The organism is Neobacillus sp. Fa239 (genome assembly GCF_055395235.1).
Genome location: NZ_AP041611.1, coordinates 4308720 through 4327675, shown reverse-complemented (window position 1 = coordinate 4327675; position 18956 = coordinate 4308720). Strand labels below are relative to the sequence as shown.

Genomic DNA, 18956 nt, shown 5'->3' with positions numbered 1-18956 from the left:
GTTTCTTGCTAAAATAAATTTCGTTGCCAATAACATTGTTAATTTGACATTACGTCTTTGCTTATGTTATAGTTACTAAGGTAAAAATTGAATACAATTATGGGAAAAGAAGAAGCACCCGCTTCTCACCTGATTGACGCTTTAGCAGTTGGCAGGTTTTACGTGAACTTTTTAGTTTGATTACTTTTGTTTCGTAAAGTGTGGGTGTGCTCATCCGCACTTTTTTATATGCATGAAAAACAAAACAATGCTTAAAAGTTTTAGTATTTACCAATGCAGCTATGTGTCATGAGAAAAGGGCAGCCTTTTATAAATCCTTCTTGTCCTGAATGATGTATTTGTAATTAAACCTTGGAGGTGGCTAATTATTAGCAAAGACATGTTGTTAAATGAGGGAATTCGCGCTCGTGAGGTTCGCCTGATTGATCAAAACGGTGAACAGCTTGGAATCAAATCCAAAAACGAAGCGTTGGAGATTGCTGGAAGAGTGAATCTTGATTTGGTACTTGTAGCACCAAATGCAAAGCCTCCAGTAGCCCGAATTATGGACTATGGCAAATTTAAATTCGAGAATCAAAAGAAGGAAAAAGAAGCTCGAAAGAATCAAAAAATTATCGTCACTAAAGAAGTTCGTCTGAGCCCGACAATTGATGAGCATGACTTTAATACAAAGCTTCGCAATGCTATTAAGTTTTTGGAAAAAGGCGACAAGGTAAAAGCTTCAATCCGTTTTAAAGGCCGAGCGATTACCCATAAAGAAATCGGTCAGCGTGTATTAGACCGTTTTTCAGAAGCGTGCAAAGAGGTTGCGACCATTGAGTCACATCCGAAAATGGATGGACGGAGTATGTTCCTAGTCCTAGCACCTAAATCAGACAAGTAATAAGGAGGATATCCCAATGCCAAAAATGAAAACTCACCGCGGCGCTGCAAAGCGTTTCAAAAGAACCGGAACTGGTCAATTAAAGCGTGACCACGCTTATACAAGCCACTTATTTGCTAACAAATCTACAAAAGCAAAGCGTAAGCTTCGTAAATCATCACTTGTTTCAAAAGGTGATTTCAAACGCATTCGTCATTTATTAACTAATATCTAATCATCTCGAGTATTTTCGATTTATATAGGAGGGAAATTACATGCCACGTGTAAAAGGCGGTACTGTTACTCGCAAACGTCGTAAAAAAGTTCTTAAATTAGCTAAAGGTTATTTCGGTTCAAAACATACATTATATAAAGTTGCTAACCAACAGGTTATGAAATCTTTAATGTATGCATTCCGCGATCGTCGTCAGAAAAAGCGCGACTTCCGCAAACTTTGGATCACTCGTATCAACGCAGCTGCTCGTATGAACGGTCTTTCTTACAGCCGTTTAATGCATGGATTAAAGCTTGCTGGTATCGAAGTAAACCGCAAGATGCTTGCTGAATTAGCAGTTAGCGATGCTAACGCATTTGCTGAATTAGCAAACGTTGCAAAACAACAAAATAACAAGTAATTTTATAATATAGCCATTCTCTAATAATGAGGATGGCTTTTTCTATAAGGGGAATGGAGAATGAATGAAAAAGAAATAGTGGCAGCGGCCTATTTTATCCTTAATTTAATAGGGCTGTTCCTGATGGGGATCGATAAAAAGCGGGCCATAAAGCATCAATATCGGATTCGGGAAAGGACCTTATGGCTTGTCGCATTGGTTGGCGGAGCAGTCGGAACAACCATTGGCATGCAGCTATACCGGCATAAAACAAAGCATCTGACATTTAAGATAGGCTTTCCACTACTTGCAATTATTGATGTTATTTTATTAGTCTTTTGGATTTAATTTTTTCAATAGGAGGGGATTAAGGTGCAACTTAAAAAATTATTTGACATGCAAAAGAATTTGGATGCCCATATTGAAGCAAAACACGGGCTTCATGAAGAGGATTTATTTAGCAGGAAGGTACTTGCTTTACTTGTGGAAGTTGGGGAACTTGCCAATGAAACGCGGTGTTTTAAATTTTGGAGTATTAAGTCTTCTTCTCCAAAGGATGTGGTATTGGAGGAGTTTGTGGATGGAATCCATTTTATTTTATCGCTTGGTCTCGAGTGCGGGTTCCAGGAACAATCCCCCGAACTGCCTAAGATGCCTTCCTCGATCGATGTGAATGAAATGTTCCTAAACATATATGATAAGATCAGTATTTTTCAAAAAAGCAAAGCCCTTTCTGATTATGTTTGTTTATTTGAGACTTATCTTCAATTGGCGAGTCTGCTTGGTTTTACAATGGAGGATATCGAAAAAGCATATTTATTGAAAAATGAAGTAAATTATCAAAGACAAGAAAATAACTATTAGCAGAAAAATTTGTCAATTTCAATAGTTATTTTGTATAATTAAGATTGGTACGAATAAAAAGGGGGCGAAACAATGGCAAAATTAGATGAAACATTAACCATGTTTAAGGACTTAACCGATGCCAAAGGAATACCCGGCAATGAGCGTGAAGTTCGTGAAGTGATGAAAAAATACATAGAACCATTTGCGGATGAAGTAACAACTGATGGTCTAGGCAGTTTAATTGCCAAAAAGACTGGTAAAGAAGGTGGACCAAAGATTATGGTTGCCGGCCACTTAGATGAAGTAGGGTTTATGATCACAGCAATCGATGATAAAGGCTTCCTTCGCTTCCAAACTGTCGGCGGATGGTGGGGGCAGGTGATGCTTGCACAGCGTGTGACCATTGTGACACGCAAAGGTGATGTAACCGGTATCATCGGCTCAAAACCGCCACACGTATTATCTGCTGAAGCACGGAAGAAACCAGTTGAAATTAAAGATATGTTCATTGATATCGGTGCATCCAGCCGTGAAGAAGCCCAGGAATGGGGTGTTCGTCCTGGAGATATGGTGGTTCCTTATTTTGAATTTACCGTCATGAACAATGAGAAAATGCTTTTAGCAAAAGCTTGGGATAACCGTATTGGCTGTGCAATTGCGATTGATGTTCTAAGACAGCTGCAAGGCGTGGATCACCCAAATGTTGTTTATGGGGTAGGGGCCATTCAAGAAGAGGTTGGATTGCGTGGAGCTAAGACGGCCACTTTCAAAATTCAGCCGGACATCGGCTTTGCTGTAGACGTAGGTATTGCCGGTGATACACCTGGAATTTCAGAGAAAGAAGCAATGAGCAAAATGGGCAAAGGACCTCAAGTCGTTGTATATGATGCTTCAATGGTGGCACATAAAGGCTTACGTGATTTTGTAACAGATGTCGCCGATGAGCTGAGCATTCCATATCAATTTGAATCCATTCCTGGCGGTGGAACAGATGCCGGCTCTATCCATTTGACTCGTAACGGTGTTCCTGCACTAGCCATTACGATTGCAACACGTTATATCCATTCACATGCTGCAATGCTTCACCGTGATGACTACGAAAACGCAGTAAAACTAATCGTTGAAGTCATCAAGCGCTTAGACCGCGAAACGGTGGATAAAATTACGTTCGAATAAATTGAAAGAGGCTGCAAATGGGCAGCCTCTTTATTATTTCAATGCTTCTAGGAGTTAGTTCGCAGCAAAGAAGTTAAGGGAGAAGTAAGGGCTGTTTCCTAAAGGGGACATATGGTCCTAGATATGGAAACGCAGATGGGTGTCCAAAAAGGACTGGTGTAAAGTGAACGATGTTATGGCCTATATGAAAACTATAAGGATCATAATGTATGATCTGATTCCAAGCACCAAACGTCGGTGAAGGAAAACCTAAATATAATGATCCGTTAGTACCGGTAATGATAGTGGGCATTCGATCACCAATCCATATTTTTTACATTTTACGTTTTGATAGGAAAAAAGAGCATGTTTTGTTGAGGAAAGACTGATTGGAAAAAGGTTCATAAATAAAAGCTGCCGATTTATGATCGGCAGCAGGGAAAAGACAGCTATTGTTTTAACCCGTTTTCAAGAGAAGAAAGCATTTCTTTTTTCTCTTCCTCAGATGAATTTTTCCAAATGACTTCAAATAATACGCCTAAGCCGGGCAGCATTTTTTCTTCGCCATTTTGGATGGCATCAACAATTGTATCTTCCAGTTCCGCTTGTGAGTTGCCAGAAACATTGTGGATAATCGCATTTCTTAAGTTTAAGTTCATGATTACACACTCCTTTTTATCCTGTATTACTCTAATATGATTTCTAATTTTGGTTTAATTATGTATAATTAGGAAATTAAAAAGCGTTTTTAAAGGAGATTCATGAGTTGAAACATATTCAATCTGTTCAAAATCCGCAGGTTAAACAATGGAAAAAGCTGCAAACCAAAAAAGAACGGGATAAAACGGGCTTGTTTTTAGTGGAAGGTTTCCATTTAGTGGAAGAGGCGCTGAAAGCTGAAAAGTTTGTGGTAGAAATCATCGTTTCAGAAGAAGTGGGTTTGCCTCCGCGCTGGGATTCTGGAACAACACCAGTCACAACCGTAACAGAAGAAATATCCAACGCACTATCGGATACAGAAGCACCACAAGGAATATATGCAGTCTGCAGGCAGCCGGAATGGCAGGCAGAGGATGCTAAAACCTATTTATTCATTGATGCAGTCCAAGACCCCGGCAATTTAGGGACAATGATCCGGACGGCCGATGCAGCGGGAATTGACGCCGTCATTGTTGGAAGCGGCAGTGTGGATCACTTTAATTCAAAGGTCCTTCGCTCTGCACAGGGAAGCCATTTCCACCTTCCTGTCATCCGGGGAGATCTAAACATTTGGGTTGAGAAACTAAAGAATCGCCAAATTCCTGTCTTTGGTACGGCCTTGGAACAGGCTTCCGTTTATACCGATACCGTACCTACTGAAAATTTTGCTTTAATCGTTGGTAACGAAGGGAATGGGGTCAACAAGGATCTTTTAGCCCATACAACTGCCAACCTCTATATTCCGATTTACGGGAAAAGTGAATCTTTAAATGTGGCGGTTGCAACAGGTATTCTGATTTATTATTTAAAATTGGGCTCAAAATGATTTGAAACGCAATAAAAATTATTATATAATAATCTGCAATATGAATATTTGAAAAACGATGACGGAGAAAAGTATCTTGTCCAAGACCTTTTAGGGAAAAAGTGCCGTGACTGAAAGCACTTTTAGGAAACAGAGAAGAGAAGTTCACCTCCCGAGTTGGCATCAGGACCATTTTAATATGTAAAGATGCGCCGGCAAAAGCCGTTATTCGAATGAAGCGAACACAAATGTTTTGTACATAAAGTGTTTACAAGGGTGGTACCGCGACTATAAACCTCGTCCCTTTCCAGGGATGGGGTTTTTTTGTTTGATTTGGAGGCATCCAAAATAGTTTCGCGGAATTATGGCTAAAACCCGTGGAATTATTTCCAAAGTTGGCGGAATTAAGAAAAAAGTCGGCGGTATTCCGTTTCAAATGCGCGGAATGAATCAAAAAAGTAAATCCCCGCCCCAGAAAAAAGGTTAATTTAAAGGAGGAAATCCAATGCAAGAACGTTTAAAGGAATTGCAGGAGGAAGCAATCGAGAAGATTGAACAATCTTCCAGCTTACGAGATTTGAATGATATTCGTGTTGCCTACTTAGGTAAAAAAGGTCCAATCACTGAAGTATTACGCGGCATGGGCAAGCTTTCCGCAGAAGAGCGTCCTGTCATGGGAGCACTGGCCAATGAGGTACGCGAGGCGATAGCTGTAAAAATAGAGGCAAAGCAAGCTGAGTTAGAGGAAGCGGCAGTACTTGAAAAATTAGCTTCGGAAACAATTGATGTCACTCTTCCAGGCCGCCCGGTAAAAGCAGGGAACCACCATCCCTTAACAAGAATCATTGAGGAAATTGAAGATTTATTTATTGGCATGGGTTATCAAGTGGCAGAAGGGCCTGAGGTTGAGCAGGATTATTACAACTTTGAAGCTCTTAATTTGCCGAAAGGCCACCCTGCCCGCGATATGCAGGACTCTTTCTATATTACAGAGGAAATCCTGCTTAGAACTCATACTTCACCTGTTCAAGCGCGGACAATGGAAAAACACGATGGCAAAGGGCCAATTAAAATCATCTGCCCAGGCAAAGTGTACCGCCGCGATAATGATGATGCGACACACTCCCATCAGTTCATGCAAATTGAAGGCTTAGTGGTCGGTGAAAATATTCGCATGAGTGATCTTAAAGGTACCCTTGAGGTATTTGCGAAGAAAATGTTTGGTGAAGATCGTGAAATCCGCCTGCGCCCTAGCTTTTTCCCATTCACGGAGCCATCTGTTGAAATGGATATTTCTTGTAAAATTTGCGGCGGCAGCGGCTGTAATGTTTGTAAGCAAACAGGCTGGATTGAAATCCTTGGCGCTGGTATGGTGCATCCAAATGTACTCGAAATGGCGGGTTATGATTCTAAAAAATATACCGGTTTTGCTTTCGGAATGGGTCCTGAGCGGATTGCCATGTTGAAATACGGGGTAGATGATATTCGTCATTTCTATACAAATGATGTACGGTTCTTAAAACAATTTTCAAAACACGAATAACAATAAAAGCGGAAGTGCCTTGGGCAGCCCCGACAAGCTTAAGACGAGCCGGCGGGAAGGTTGTTCTTTAACCTTCTTGCTGGATTGGCTTAAGACCTCGAGGGGCTAGGCACTGTAGCTGGATAATAAAAGGAGGATGACGACATGTTCGTTTCATATAAATGGCTCCAGGATTATGTGGATTTAACGGGAGTAACGGCTGCAGAATTAGCCGAAAAAATTACGAAAAGCGGTATTGAAGTTGAAGGTGTGGAAGTGCTTAACGAAGGCATTAAAGGAGTGGTTGTCGGCTACGTCCAGGAACGTGAGCAGCATCCAAATGCTGATAAATTAAGCAAATGCCTTGTTGATATTGGTCAAGGAGAACCGGTGCAAATTATTTGCGGGGCAAAAAACGTGGCACAAGGTCAAAAGGTAGCTGTTGCAACGGTTGGAGCAGTTTTGCCAGGGGACTTTAAGATCAAGCGGGCAAAGCTTCGCGGTGAGGAATCCAATGGAATGATTTGCTCGCTTACCGAGCTTGGCATGGAAGCAAAATTGGTACCAAAAGAATATTCAGAGGGAATTTTTGTTTTTCCTTCAGATGCAGAAGTCGGCACTGATGCAATTGCCTTATTAAACAGAGATGATGAAGTTCTTGAGCTTGGCTTAACACCGAATCGTTCCGACTGCTTAAGCATGCTTGGCGTTGCATACGAAGTGGCAGCTATTCTTGGGAGAGATGTGAAGCTTCCAGAAATCAACCTTGAGTCCAGTGATGAAAAAGCAACGGATTATATTAAAATTGTTGTGGATGCGAAAGAGGATAACCCACTATATTCAGCAAAAGTCATTAAAAATGTAAAAATCGGACCGTCTCCGCTTTGGATGCAAACTCGATTAATGTCAGCAGGCATTCGCCCGCATAATAATGTTGTCGATATTACCAATTATATTTTATTAGAATATGGCCAGCCATTACACGCATTTGACTATGACCGCTTAGGTTCCAAAGAAATTCTCGTCCGCCGCGCAAACGATGGAGAAAAGTTTGTCACACTGGATGATGCGGAACGAATTTTGACAGCTGATCATCTTGTGATTACGAATGGAAAAGAACCAGTAGCCCTAGCTGGGGTTATGGGCGGAGCAAATTCCGAAGTAACGACTGATACGACAACAGTTTTATTAGAAGCTGCTTATTTTACAGGTTCAGTCGTTAGAAAGGCTTCTAAAGACCACGGCTTAAGAAGTGAAGCAAGCGCCCGTTTTGAAAAAGGTGTTGACCCTAATCGCGTCCGTGCTGCTGGTGAACGTGCGGCCTATCTCATGGCAAAATATGCAGGCGGGGAAGTTTTGGAGGGGGCAGCAGAAGTCGATACCCTTACAATAGAACCCGCAGTTGTCTCGATCACACTTGAAAAAATCAACCGCGTCCTAGGAACAAACCTTAATGCTTCAGATGTAAAAGCAATTTTTGACCGCCTGCAATTCGTTGCCGCCATTGAAAATGACGTGATTACCGTAACGGCGCCTACCCGCCGCGGCGATATCAAAATTGAAGAGGATTTAATTGAAGAAGTTGCTCGTCTTTATGGCTATGATAATATACCTAAAACATTGCCAATCGGTTCAACCACACCCGGAAAACTTACGGAGTACCAGAAAAAACGCCGCGTTGTGCGTCAATATCTGGAAGGAGCCGGCCTTTACCAAGCAGTAACATACTCCTTAACAAGCGAAGAAAAAGCAGCACAATTTGCACTTGATATGCGGGATACCATTCGATTGGCAATGCCGATGAGCGAAGACCGGAGTATACTAAGATTGAGCATTTTGCCACAGCTATTAGAAGTATTAAAATACAACAGTGCAAGGCAAAATGACAGCCTGGCTATTTATGAAACGGGTGCTGTATTCTTGGCAAATGGTGCGGATGTACTGCCAACTGAAGAAGAACATGCAGCGGCAGCGATTACCGGCCTCTGGCACAGCCATTCCTGGCAGGGAGAGAAAAAGCCGGTTGATTTCTTTGTACTAAAAGGGATTTTAGAAGGAATGTTTGCCAAGCTTGGCCTTTTGGAGCAGGTTGCTTTTGTTCAAGCCAGAGTTGAAGGTATGCACCCTGGCCGGACAGCTGAAGTTCAGTTAAATGGCAAAAAAGTTGGATTTATCGGTCAAGTTCATCCAACTGTCCAAAAAGAGCTTGATCTAAAGGATACCTATGCATTTGAGCTGTCATTGAAAGAGATTCTTGGAGAAGAAGCAGCACCGCTCCAATATGAAGCGATCCCAAGATTCCCTTCGATTACAAGAGATATTGCCCTTGTTGCAAACAAGGAATCTGTATCAGGCGCATTGAAGGAAATTATTTTAACCGCTGGTGTTCCGCTCATCAAAGAAGCAAATGTCTTTGACTTATATGAAGGGGAGCATATGGAGGAAGGGAAAAAATCCATTGCGTTCTCATTAAAATATGCTGACCCGGAACGAACATTAACGGATGAAGAAGTAACAAAGGTTCATAACAAAGTGCTAGAAGCATTGAAAGATCAAGCTGGAGCCGTTTTACGGGGCTAATCAGGATTTGAAGATTTTAATTATCTCCGAAAATGAAGAAATCGAGTATGAAACCTTATTGGTTTTATACTCGATTTTTTTTGTAATAAGCAATAAGTAATGCACGAAACTTGTTAAATAGGCTTACAGTTAATAAATGCCCGAACCTAGCAAAAAATAAGGCTTGCGATCAATAAGAGAGGTTCTTAATGCCCGAACCCAGCAAAAAATAAGGCTTGCGGTTAATAAGAGAGGTTCTTAATGCCCGAACCTAGCAAAAAATAAGGCTTGCGATCAATAAGAGAGGTTCTTAATGCCCGAACCTAGCAAAAAATAAGGCTTGCGGTCAATAATTGAGGTTCTTAATGCCCGAACCTAGCAAAAAATAAGGCTTGCGGTCAATAAGAGAGGTTCTTAATGCCCGAACCTAGCAAAAAATAAGACTTGCGGTCAATAAGAGAGATTCTTAATGCCCGAACCTAGCAAAAAATAAGACTTGCGGTCAATAAGAGAGATACTTAATGCCCGAACCCAACAAAAAAGCAGGTTCATGGTCAATAAGAGAAGATCTTAATTGAATCACTGGGAACTGCTCTTTATGACAGATTTCGCATCTTCCAAATCCAATAGAACTACATAAAATATAGCTTGAAATCTTGAGGAAACCTGCCTAAGATTTTAGCTCCTCTTTTTTTTGACAAGATTCATTGCTTTTTCTGTGTTGGCAAAATGAAGCTTCACAAATCCGGGCAAAGACTCCCGCCCTTTCCGCAAAATCAATTTAGCTGCGGCTTCATCAACTTGAGAACCAGCCCCTTTAGGAATTGTAAAGCCCGCTGCAGCACTCAATTTATCCATATATTGGACAAACGCATAGCGGGCAAGAATGGAGGCGGCCGCAACAGCAAGATGAATTCCCTCTGCCTTTGTACTGAAATAAACATTTTCTCGAGCAATCGCCTTTTGATTTTTTATATGCTGAAAATAAGTACTTCCCTGCACAAATTGGTCGACCAATATTGCTTCCGGCTTCAAAGGCGATATCTTCTCCAATACGTTTAAAATTGCCTGATTATGGAGGATGGCTTTCATTTTCCCTTGTGACATGCCCGATTGCTGCAGCTGATTATACTTATCATTTTTTAATGTCATCAGGCTAAAGGGGACTACATCCTTGATAACTTTTGCAATCGCGATTATTTTTTCATCATTTAAATCCTTTGAATCTCTCACTCCGAGCTCTTTTAACAAAGGAATATCTTCTTTTTTAACATAGGCTGCAACAACTGTGATCGGACCAAAAAAATCACCGGTGCCGACCTCATCAGAGCCAATGACCGACATCGAGCTGATTCCAGCAGGGACGTTCCCTTTTGCAGCAGAAGGAGCCTTGGTCGGCTTTTTCTCAGCAGCCTCCCCCCATTTACCAGCTTCCCCCTCACAGCCATTCCCTTGAAACAGCACCTTGCCTGATTTATAGGCGGTAATCGAACAAGCTGATACTTTGGCAGTAAATAAACTGCCAGTTGGATTCTTATCTGTTAGATAGGCACTATAATATTCTTTCATTTTCATGATTTCGCTTAAAGTACAATTTAAAACAACATTAGCCAATCGTGTACACCTCTTTCAAATTTGATAATGATCTAGCAAAAGGAGCTGCCATTAAATGCCGCATCGGCTTTTCTAACTTGTTTGACTTTTCGACCTAGATGGATTCATGGTATGATATACATTAGGATTCTTTTGAATGGAGGCATTCAGGTTGTCAAATTCACCTAAAGCTAGAACAACCGTCGATATATTCGGGCAGCACTACGTTATTGTTGGGACAGAAAGTCCTGGCCATATTCGGCTCGTTGTATCGTTAGTGGATGATAAAATGCGTGAAATCAGCTCTAAGAATCCGGCACTTGATGTTAGTAAGCTTGCTGTTTTAACAGCAGTAAATGCCGTCAATGATTATATTAAAATAAAAGATCAATTCGAACGGCTGCAGGCGGAATTAAAAAAGAAAAGGATTGAATAAATTCATGTTGGATATAGCCATTCTTGTATTATTAATTATCGGATTTTTTATCGGCTTAAAGAGGGGATTCATCCTCCAGCTTGTCCATTTAACAGGTTTTATTATTGCATATATTGTGGCAAATTTATACTATGAACAATTTGCACCTAAGCTTGTTCTATGGATCCCATACCCCAATCTGGGTGAAAATGCTACATTAAAATTACTTACAGGCAGCGGGAATATGGAGCAGGCTTTTTATCGGGGGCTTGCCTTTGTGATCATTTTCTTTGCCGTTAAGATACTCTTGCAAATTATCGGTTCCATGCTAGATTTTATTGCCCATTTGCCTATACTGAAACAATTAAACATTCTGGGCGGCGGCATACTGGGTTTTTGTGAAGTCTACTTAATTATCTTCATTTTATTATATATTGGAGCCCTGATACCAATAAAAATTTTGCAGGATCCAATGGATCATTCCATTTTAGCGGCAGCGATGGTGAAACATACACCAATCCTTTCACAGCAAATTAAAAGTATGTGGATTTCATATTCAACTGCTTTAACTTCTCTGTAGCAGAGAAGTTTTTCTTTTCATGCCTTAAAAAAAGATATTTTGAAAATGCTAAAAAGAAGGTAGGTGGGCTGGATGGAAGTCAATAAAAAAGATGTCATTCATCTTTTAGATTCAATTGCCATTTATTTGGAGCTGAAAGGGGAGAACCCCTTTAAAATATCTGCTTTTCGAAAGGCAGCGGCCGCATTGGAGGCGGACGAGCGCAGTTTAACCGAAATTGAAGATTTCACAGCGATTTCAGGGATTGGTAAAGGTACTGCCGCCGTCATAAATGAATACATACAAGAGGGCACATCCTCTGTCTTAAAAGAGCTGAAAGAGGAAGTACCAAAAGGGCTGATTCCATTATTGCAGCTGCCGGGGCTGGGCGGAAAAAAAATTGCCAAGCTTTATCAGGAGTTAGGAATAGAGGACGTAACAAGCTTGGAAGAAGCATGCAAAAACGGACAAGTACAAGTCTTGCCTGGTTTTGGAAAGAAAACAGAGGAAAAAATTTTAAGTGCGATACAAAATATTGGCACGAGACCAGACCGGCTCCCAATCGCTTATATGCTTCCAATCGCTGAAGGAATTGAACGGATTCTTGCGACAATACCGGAAATTCATCGATTTTCACGGGCCGGCAGCTTGAGGAGAATGAGGGAAACCATCAAAGACCTTGATTTTATCATCGCCACTGAACAAGCGACCATTGTGAAACAACATCTCCTTGCATTAAAGAATATCAAAGAGGTTACCGGAGCAGGCGATACAAAGGTTTCTTTAGTATTTGAGTTAGATTATGATATTTCTGTTGATTTTCGGCTTGTTAAACCGGAGGAATTTATTACAACATTACATCATTTTACCGGCTCCAAGGAACATAATGTCCGCATGAGGCAGCTCGCAAAGGAGCGCGGTGAGAAAATTAGTGAATATGGTGTGGAAAATATCGAAACAGGGGAAGTGTTAACCTTTTCTTCGGAGGAAGAATTTTTCAAGCATTTTGATCTGCCGTTCATCCCTCCTGAAATAAGGGAGGTTGGAAAAGAAGTAGAGGAGTTTTCTGCAGCTGAAGAATTAATTGAGCTGAAGGATATAAAGGGTGACCTTCACATGCATTCCACCTGGAGTGATGGAGCCCATACTATAGAGGACATGGTTGAAGCCTGCCGGGCGCGCGGCTATCAATATATGGCGATTACCGATCATTCGCAATACCTAAAGGTTGCGAATGGGCTTACACGTGAGAGGCTGTTACAGCAAAGAGATGAAGTTAAAAAATTAAACAAAAAATATGATGATATTTTGATTTTATCAGGCGTTGAAATGGATATTCTTCCTGATGGGTCACTGGATTATGAGGACGATATTCTGGCAGAAATGGATTTTGTCATTGCCTCCATTCATTCGGCATTTTCTCAGTCACGGGAGAAAATCATGGCTCGTTTAAAAACAGCGTTAACCAATGCTCATGTTGATTTAATTGCCCATCCTACCGGAAGAAAAATTGGCCGGCGGGAAGGATATGATGTCGACATTGATTTGTTGATTGAGCTTGCGAAAGAAACCAATACAGCATTAGAGTTAAATGCTAATCCAAACCGGCTTGACCTGGCTGCTGATTATTTACGAAAAGCCCAGGCAGCCGGAATCAAAATAGTGATCAATACGGATGCCCATAAAATGGATACATTAGCACATATGGAAATCGGTGTTTCCGCAGCGAAAAAAGGCTGGATTAAACGGTCATCGGTTTTAAACGCATTAAACAAGAATGATTTACTTGATTTTTTGCATAATCGACAATAATGAGGGATGATCTCCAATGCATGAAAGAGCATTAAAGGTACTAGAATTCAACAAAGTGAAGGAACAGCTGATTGACGAGGCAGCTTCTTCTCTTGGCAAAGATAAAATAAGGCAATTGATACCATCGACGGAATTTGACGAGGTAGTCAAGCTGCAAGAGGAAACAGATGAAGCAACAACTGTTTTGCGGTTAAAAGGAAATGTTCCCCTTTCAGGTGTTCATGATATTCGCACCCATATAAAACGCTCTGTTATTGGCGGTGTCCTCAGTTCTCATGAATTGGTTCAAACAGCCAGTACGATATATACAAGCCGGCAAATGAAGAGGTTTATTGAGGATTTAGCGGAGGAAAATGTGGAGATTCCACATCTTTCATCACAAGTGGAACAAATAATCCCGCTGACAAATCTGGAGCATTCCATCAAACAGGCGATTGATGAAAGCGGAGAGGTATTGGATGGGGCCAGTGAGCTTCTCCGCTCCCTGAGACATCAGCTAAGGTCAAATGAAGCGCGGGTCAGGGAGAAATTAGAGAGCATGATCCGTTCGTCAAATGCACAAAAAATGTTGTCGGATGCGATTATTACGATTCGTAATGACCGCTTCGTCATTCCGGTAAAACAAGAATATCGGGGGCATTATGGGGGAATTATCCATGATCAAAGTTCGTCAGGGCAAACTTTATTTATTGAACCGCAAACCATTGTTCAACTAAACAATCAGCTTCAGGATATTCGGGTTAAGGAACAGTTGGAAATTGAAAGAATTCTGACGGAGCTGTCCAGCTGGGTTGCCGAGCATGATTCAGAGCTGCAGATAATTGTAAAGGTACTAGCTGATTTAGACTTTATTTTTGCCAAAGCTAGATATGGCCGGAAAATGAAAGCATCCATGCCAAAAATGAATCATGAAGGCAGAATTCGATTATTTAAGGCTAGACACCCATTAATCCCGATCGATGAAGTGGTGGCAAATGATATTATGCTTGGCGGCGATTTTACGACCATTGTGATCACAGGTCCGAATACGGGGGGGAAAACGGTCACATTGAAGACCCTGGGCCTATGTGCTTTAATGGCGCAGGCAGGCTTGCAGATTCCTGCACTGGATGGCTCTGAATTAGCCGTTTTCGATGCCATATTTGCCGATATTGGCGATGAACAATCCATTGAGCAAAGCTTAAGTACATTTTCATCCCATATGGTCAATATTGTTGATATCTTAAATAAAGTTGATTTTAATAGCCTCGTATTATTTGATGAACTCGGTGCCGGAACGGACCCACAGGAAGGGGCAGCACTGGCAATCTCGATTTTAGATGAGGTGCATAAACGGGGCGCAAGGGTGATTGCGACCACTCACTATCCTGAATTAAAGGCATATGGCTATAATCGGGAAGGAGTCTTAAATGCCAGTGTCGAATTTGATGTGGAGACATTAAGTCCAACTTATAAATTGTTGTTAGGTGTTCCTGGAAGAAGCAATGCCTTTGAAATTTCTAAACGTTTAGGGTTAAATGAACAGGTCATTCAAGCAGCGCGGTCACATATAAGTGAGGACACGAATCAAATTGATAAAATGATTGCATCGCTGGAGGAAAGCAGGCGGCAGGCTGAAATCGAGCAAGAGGAAGCGCGGGATTATTTAAAACAGGCAGAGATGTTACATAAGGACCTGCAAAAACAAATAATCGAGTTCTATGATAAAAAGGACGTAATGCTCGAAAAGGCAGCAGAGAAGGCCGAAAAAATTGTTGAAGAAGCGAAGGATGAAGCAGAGAAGGTGATCCGCGATCTTCGTAAAATGCGGATAGAAAAGAATGCGGAAATTAAAGAGCACGAATTAATCGAGGCAAGGAAGCGCCTTCAGGATGCAGCGCCTGAAATTAAGAAATCAGATAAAATTGGTACGAAGAAAAGTAAAAAACAAACCTTTATGCCGGGTGATGAGGTAAAGGTCCTTACCTTTGATCAAAAGGGAACTTTAATTGACAGAGTTTCTTCTACTGAATGGCAGGTCCAAATTGGAATTTTGAAAATGAAAGTAAAAGAAAAAGACATGGAATATCTGAGCACTCCAAAGCAGGTAGAAACGAAGCCGATGGCGATTGTCCGAGGCAGGGAGACGATGGTCAAATTAGAATTAGATTTGCGCGGGGAAAGATATGAAGATGCCTTGCTGAAAGTAGAAAAGTATATTGATGATGCCTTATTATCAGGGTACCCTCGTGTTTCCATTATCCATGGAAAAGGAACTGGGGCACTAAGGCAAGGGGTTCAAGAATATTTACGAAATCACCGCTCAGTAAAGAAAATTCGCTTTGGGGAGGCAGGAGAGGGCGGCTCGGGGGTAACCGTAGTTGAATTTAAATAAAAATTTGGGGAGTAGTTGGAATGAACCAATTTTGGGAGAACCAGTATATTCAAATTGCGGCCTATTATAGTGTAGTCATATTATGCATAATTGTCTTTTTAGCGATTTTTGAAATGGTTACTAAATATCGGAATTGGGAAGAGATTAAAAAGGGAAATATGGCGGTTGCTCTGGCGACTGGCGGAAAAATATTTGGGATTGCGAATATTTTTCGTTTTTCCATTGAACACCAGGATTCATTGCTTAGGATGATCAGTTCAGGTATATATGGATTCATCCTGCTTCTTGTTGGCTATTTTATCTTTGAATTTTTAACACCAAAATTTAGAATAGACGATGAAATTCAAAAAGATAACCGTGCAGTTGGCTTTATTTCAATGGTCATTTCCATCGGATTGTCCTATGTTATTGGTGCTGGAATTTCTTAAGGGGAGTTAAATGGTGGAGAAATTAGCTAAAATACTTCTGGGATTATGCGGCTTGTTTTTGCTAATAGGCTTAGGGTATATGTTGTTTTTTGCGAAATAAGCAGGAAATCATCGCTGGAAGGAGCCGGCGGTGATTTTTTTTGCTCGTTGTTTAAGTATTAGGTCTATAATATAATAGAATCAGATATTGGAATTTTTAAATAATTCTTCTAAAAGGAGGCCTGAAATGACAGAAATAAAACCATGGCTTCAACATTATCCAGAAGAAATCCCTGCTACCTTGGAATATTCTTCAGAACCTGTCCAGCAATACTTAGTAAATGCTGCTGAAAAATATCCAAAAAAAATTGCGATTCATTTTATGGGAAAAGAAATCACTTATAAAATGCTTTATGATCAGGCAGTAACATTAGCTGGATATCTGCAAGGCCTTGGTATTTCTAAGGGCGATCGTGTTGCTATCATGCTTCCGAATACTCCTCAGTCGGTGATTAGCTATTATGCGATCTTAATGGCAGGTGGAATTGTTGTCCAAACGAATCCATTGTATACCGAACGGGAGCTTGAATACCAAATGAAGGATTCGGGTTCCATTGCCATTGTCACACTTGATATCCTTTACCCTCGAGTATCAAATGTGATGACAAGAACCACTTTGAAGAACATCATTGTAACCGCCATCAAAGATTATTTACCATTTCCGAAAAATATGCTCTATCCCTTTGTCCAGAAAAAACAGTATGGAATTGTCGTTAATGTCAAGCATGAAGGCAGCACACATCTGTTCAAAGAAGTAGTAAAAACATTGCCACAGGACCTGATTAATTATGAATTTGATTTTGAAGAAGATCTTGCCCTCCTCCAATATACTGGAGGTACAACCGGTTTTCCGAAGGGCGTCATGCTGACTCACAAGAATTTAGTTTCCAATGCGGCGATGTGTCATGCCTGGCTTTATAAATGCAGGACGGGTGAAGAATCGGTGCTGGGAATATTACCGCTTTTCCATGTATATGGAATGACAACTGTATTGATTTTATCGGTAATGCAAGTGCAAAAAATGATTTTATTACCGAGATTTGATGTTTTAACGACTTTAAAAACCATTCAAAAACAGCGGCCGACCCTATTTCCCGGTGCGCCAACCATTTATATCGGATTATTAAACCATCCAGACTTAAAAAAATTTGATCTTTCTTCAATCGAAGCCTGTATTAGCGGTTCAGCCCCGCTGCCCGTTGAGGTACAGCAGAAGTTTGAAGAAGTGACTGGAGGAAAGCTTGTCGAAGGCTACGGATTAACAGAATCATCACCTGTCACCCATGCCAATTTCTTGTGGGATCGTCCTCGTGTGAAGGGAAGTATTGGCGTTCCATACCCGGATACGGATGCAGCCATTTTTTCGATAGAGGGTGAACGCTTACCCGCAGGAGAAATCGGTGAAATTGCTGTAAAAGGACCTCAAGTCATGAAAGGATATTGGAACAGACCGGAGGATACGGCTCAAACATTGCAAGACGGATGGCTTTTGACAGGCGACCTGGGCTACATGGATGAACAAGGGTATTTTTATGTTGTCGATCGCAAAAAGGATATGATCATCGCCGGTGGTTATAATATTTATCCTAGGGAAATTGAAGAAGTTTTGTACGAACATCCTGCTGTGCTGGAAGTCGTTGTTGCGGGAATCCCTGATCCATATCGGGGTGAAACGGTCAAAGCGTATATTGTCCTAAAAGAAGGTACAGCTGTGACAGAGGATGAATTGAACCAATTCGCCAGAAAATATTTGGCAGCCTATAAGGCCCCAAGAATATATGAATTTAGAAAAGAATTGCCTAAGACAGCAGTCGGCAAAATTTTAAGAAGAGCACTTGTTGATGAAGAAAAGAGAAAAATAGAGGAAGATACCGGAAACCTTGCATAGCCAACCTTGAGGCCTTCCATTCGCCTCTTTATTTTTGAAAGAAAAGGCTTGTCCTATCGCATAAAAGTGGGTATAGCGTCTTGACAGAAATTCATCTAAAAATTATTATTAAATTATGAATGATGATTCATTCATTTTTATATTCAAGAAAGGCGAAGCCATTTTTTCTAAAGGAGGAGGGGATTATATGAAAAAAATGAAGCCTAAATATATGCAAATCATTGATGCAGCCGTCATTGCTATTGCTGAAAATGGGTACCACCAAGCCCAAGTTTCTAAAATTGCTAAACAGGCCGGTGTCGCCGATGGAACCATCTATCTTTATTTTAAAAACAAGGAAGATATTCTCATCTCTCTTTTTGAGGAAAAAATGGGCAGCTTCGTTGAAAAAATAGAAGAAATTATAGCAGGAAAACAAACAGCGGCGGAGAAATTATTAAAGATGGTCGAAGCACATTTTAAAATGCTTTCTAATGATCATCACCTTGCGATCGTAACCCAGCTCGAATTACGTCAATCAAATAAAGAACTTCGACAGAGGATAAATGATATACTTAAAGGGTATTTAAAAGTGATTGAAAGAATCGTTTCAGAAGGAAAAGAATCCGGTGAGTTCTCCAGGGACATTGATGTAAGGCTTGCCAGGCAAATGATCTTTGGAACGATTGATGAAACCGTAACATCATGGGTGATGAATGAGGAAAAGTTTGATTTGAATGCGCTTGCAGGCCCAGTACATAATCTATTAGTGAATGGATTTGGAAACAGGGAAAATTGATATCATTT

Annotated in this window: 18 protein-coding genes and 2 other annotated features; of the genes, 16 read left to right on the top strand and 2 right to left on the bottom strand. The window is 40.8% G+C overall.

Annotated features, from left to right (window positions below; all coding sequences use genetic code 11):
• Nucleotides 1–100: 100 nt before the first annotated feature.
• Nucleotides 101–232: a sequence feature (ribosomal protein L20 leader region), on the top strand.
• 147 nt (nt 233–379) lie between these two features.
• From infC to ACZ5XR_RS21410, 6 genes are all read left to right on the top strand, one after another.
• Nucleotides 380–883, top strand: a complete 504-nt coding sequence (gene infC, locus ACZ5XR_RS21435) for a translation initiation factor IF-3 (RefSeq protein ID WP_464498494.1) — start codon at nt 380–382, stop codon at nt 881–883.
• Nucleotides 884–899: 16 nt separating this feature from the next.
• A complete protein-coding gene (gene rpmI, locus ACZ5XR_RS21430) occupies nt 900–1097 on the top strand; it encodes a 50S ribosomal protein L35 (RefSeq protein WP_464498493.1) in 198 nt (65 codons plus the stop codon).
• A gap of 40 nt (nt 1098–1137) precedes the next feature.
• Complete coding sequence (gene rplT, locus ACZ5XR_RS21425) at nt 1138–1497, top strand: 50S ribosomal protein L20 (protein ID WP_024028563.1); 360 nt, start codon at nt 1138–1140, stop codon at nt 1495–1497.
• A 60-nt stretch (nt 1498–1557) separates the two neighbouring features.
• A complete protein-coding gene (locus ACZ5XR_RS21420; RefSeq protein WP_464498492.1) occupies nt 1558–1824 on the top strand; it encodes a DUF1294 domain-containing protein in 267 nt (88 codons plus the stop codon).
• Between the two features lie 24 nt (nt 1825–1848).
• On the top strand, nt 1849–2340 hold the full coding sequence (locus ACZ5XR_RS21415) for a dUTP diphosphatase (protein WP_464498491.1): 492 nt from the start codon (nt 1849–1851) through the stop codon (nt 2338–2340).
• 72 nt (nt 2341–2412) lie between these two features.
• On the top strand, nt 2413–3498 hold the full coding sequence (locus tag ACZ5XR_RS21410; protein WP_464498489.1) for a M42 family metallopeptidase: 1086 nt from the start codon (nt 2413–2415) through the stop codon (nt 3496–3498).
• Between the two features lie 428 nt (nt 3499–3926).
• On the opposite strand, the gene sspI is transcribed toward ACZ5XR_RS21410, so the two are convergent.
• Nucleotides 3927–4136 carry a small acid-soluble spore protein SspI gene (gene sspI / locus ACZ5XR_RS21405; RefSeq protein WP_464498488.1) on the bottom strand — a complete coding sequence of 70 codons (210 nt, stop codon included), beginning with the start codon at nt 4134–4136 and terminating at the stop codon, nt 3927–3929.
• 107 nt (nt 4137–4243) lie between these two features.
• Here sspI and ACZ5XR_RS21400 point away from each other — a divergent pair, with 107 nt between their 5' ends.
• The 3 genes from ACZ5XR_RS21400 (at nt 4244) to pheT (ending at nt 9083) form a co-directional block, all read left to right on the top strand.
• Complete coding sequence (locus tag ACZ5XR_RS21400; protein WP_464498486.1) at nt 4244–5002, top strand: TrmH family RNA methyltransferase; 759 nt, start codon at nt 4244–4246, stop codon at nt 5000–5002.
• 49 nt (nt 5003–5051) lie between these two features.
• Nucleotides 5052–5289: a binding site (T-box leader), on the top strand.
• 197 nt (nt 5290–5486) lie between these two features.
• Complete coding sequence (gene pheS / locus ACZ5XR_RS21395; protein WP_464498485.1) at nt 5487–6524, top strand: phenylalanine--tRNA ligase subunit alpha; 1038 nt, start codon at nt 5487–5489, stop codon at nt 6522–6524.
• Between the two features lie 144 nt (nt 6525–6668).
• Complete coding sequence (gene pheT, locus ACZ5XR_RS21390) at nt 6669–9083, top strand: phenylalanine--tRNA ligase subunit beta (protein WP_464498483.1); 2415 nt, start codon at nt 6669–6671, stop codon at nt 9081–9083.
• Nucleotides 9084–9740: 657 nt separating this feature from the next.
• Here pheT and rnhC read toward each other — a convergent pair.
• Nucleotides 9741–10676: a ribonuclease HIII gene (gene rnhC / locus ACZ5XR_RS21385; RefSeq protein WP_464498482.1), complete on the bottom strand. Its 936-nt coding sequence runs from the start codon at nt 10674–10676 to the stop codon at nt 9741–9743.
• Nucleotides 10677–10812: 136 nt separating this feature from the next.
• Between rnhC and zapA the strand changes: the two genes are divergently transcribed.
• The 7 genes from zapA (at nt 10813) to ACZ5XR_RS21350 (ending at nt 18948) form a co-directional block, all read left to right on the top strand.
• Nucleotides 10813–11091, top strand: coding sequence for a cell division protein ZapA (gene zapA, locus ACZ5XR_RS21380; protein ID WP_464498481.1), 279 nt, complete (start codon nt 10813–10815; stop codon nt 11089–11091).
• 4 nt (nt 11092–11095) lie between these two features.
• Nucleotides 11096–11650 carry a CvpA family protein gene (locus ACZ5XR_RS21375; protein ID WP_464498480.1) on the top strand — a complete coding sequence of 185 codons (555 nt, stop codon included), beginning with the start codon at nt 11096–11098 and terminating at the stop codon, nt 11648–11650.
• Between the two features lie 72 nt (nt 11651–11722).
• The gene (gene polX / locus ACZ5XR_RS21370; RefSeq protein WP_464498478.1) at nt 11723–13441 is read left to right on the top strand and encodes a DNA polymerase/3'-5' exonuclease PolX; all 1719 of its coding nucleotides are present in this window, start codon (nt 11723–11725) and stop codon (nt 13439–13441) included.
• A 16-nt stretch (nt 13442–13457) separates the two neighbouring features.
• A complete protein-coding gene (locus ACZ5XR_RS21365) occupies nt 13458–15815 on the top strand; it encodes an endonuclease MutS2 (protein WP_464498477.1) in 2358 nt (785 codons plus the stop codon).
• 20 nt (nt 15816–15835) lie between these two features.
• Nucleotides 15836–16243, top strand: a complete 408-nt coding sequence (locus tag ACZ5XR_RS21360; RefSeq protein WP_464498475.1) for a DUF350 domain-containing protein — start codon at nt 15836–15838, stop codon at nt 16241–16243.
• 226 nt (nt 16244–16469) lie between these two features.
• Nucleotides 16470–18170: an AMP-binding protein gene (locus ACZ5XR_RS21355; RefSeq protein ID WP_464498474.1), complete on the top strand. Its 1701-nt coding sequence runs from the start codon at nt 16470–16472 to the stop codon at nt 18168–18170.
• A 187-nt stretch (nt 18171–18357) separates the two neighbouring features.
• Nucleotides 18358–18948 carry a TetR/AcrR family transcriptional regulator gene (locus tag ACZ5XR_RS21350; protein WP_464498473.1) on the top strand — a complete coding sequence of 197 codons (591 nt, stop codon included), beginning with the start codon at nt 18358–18360 and terminating at the stop codon, nt 18946–18948.
• Nucleotides 18949–18956: the final 8 nt, after the last annotated feature.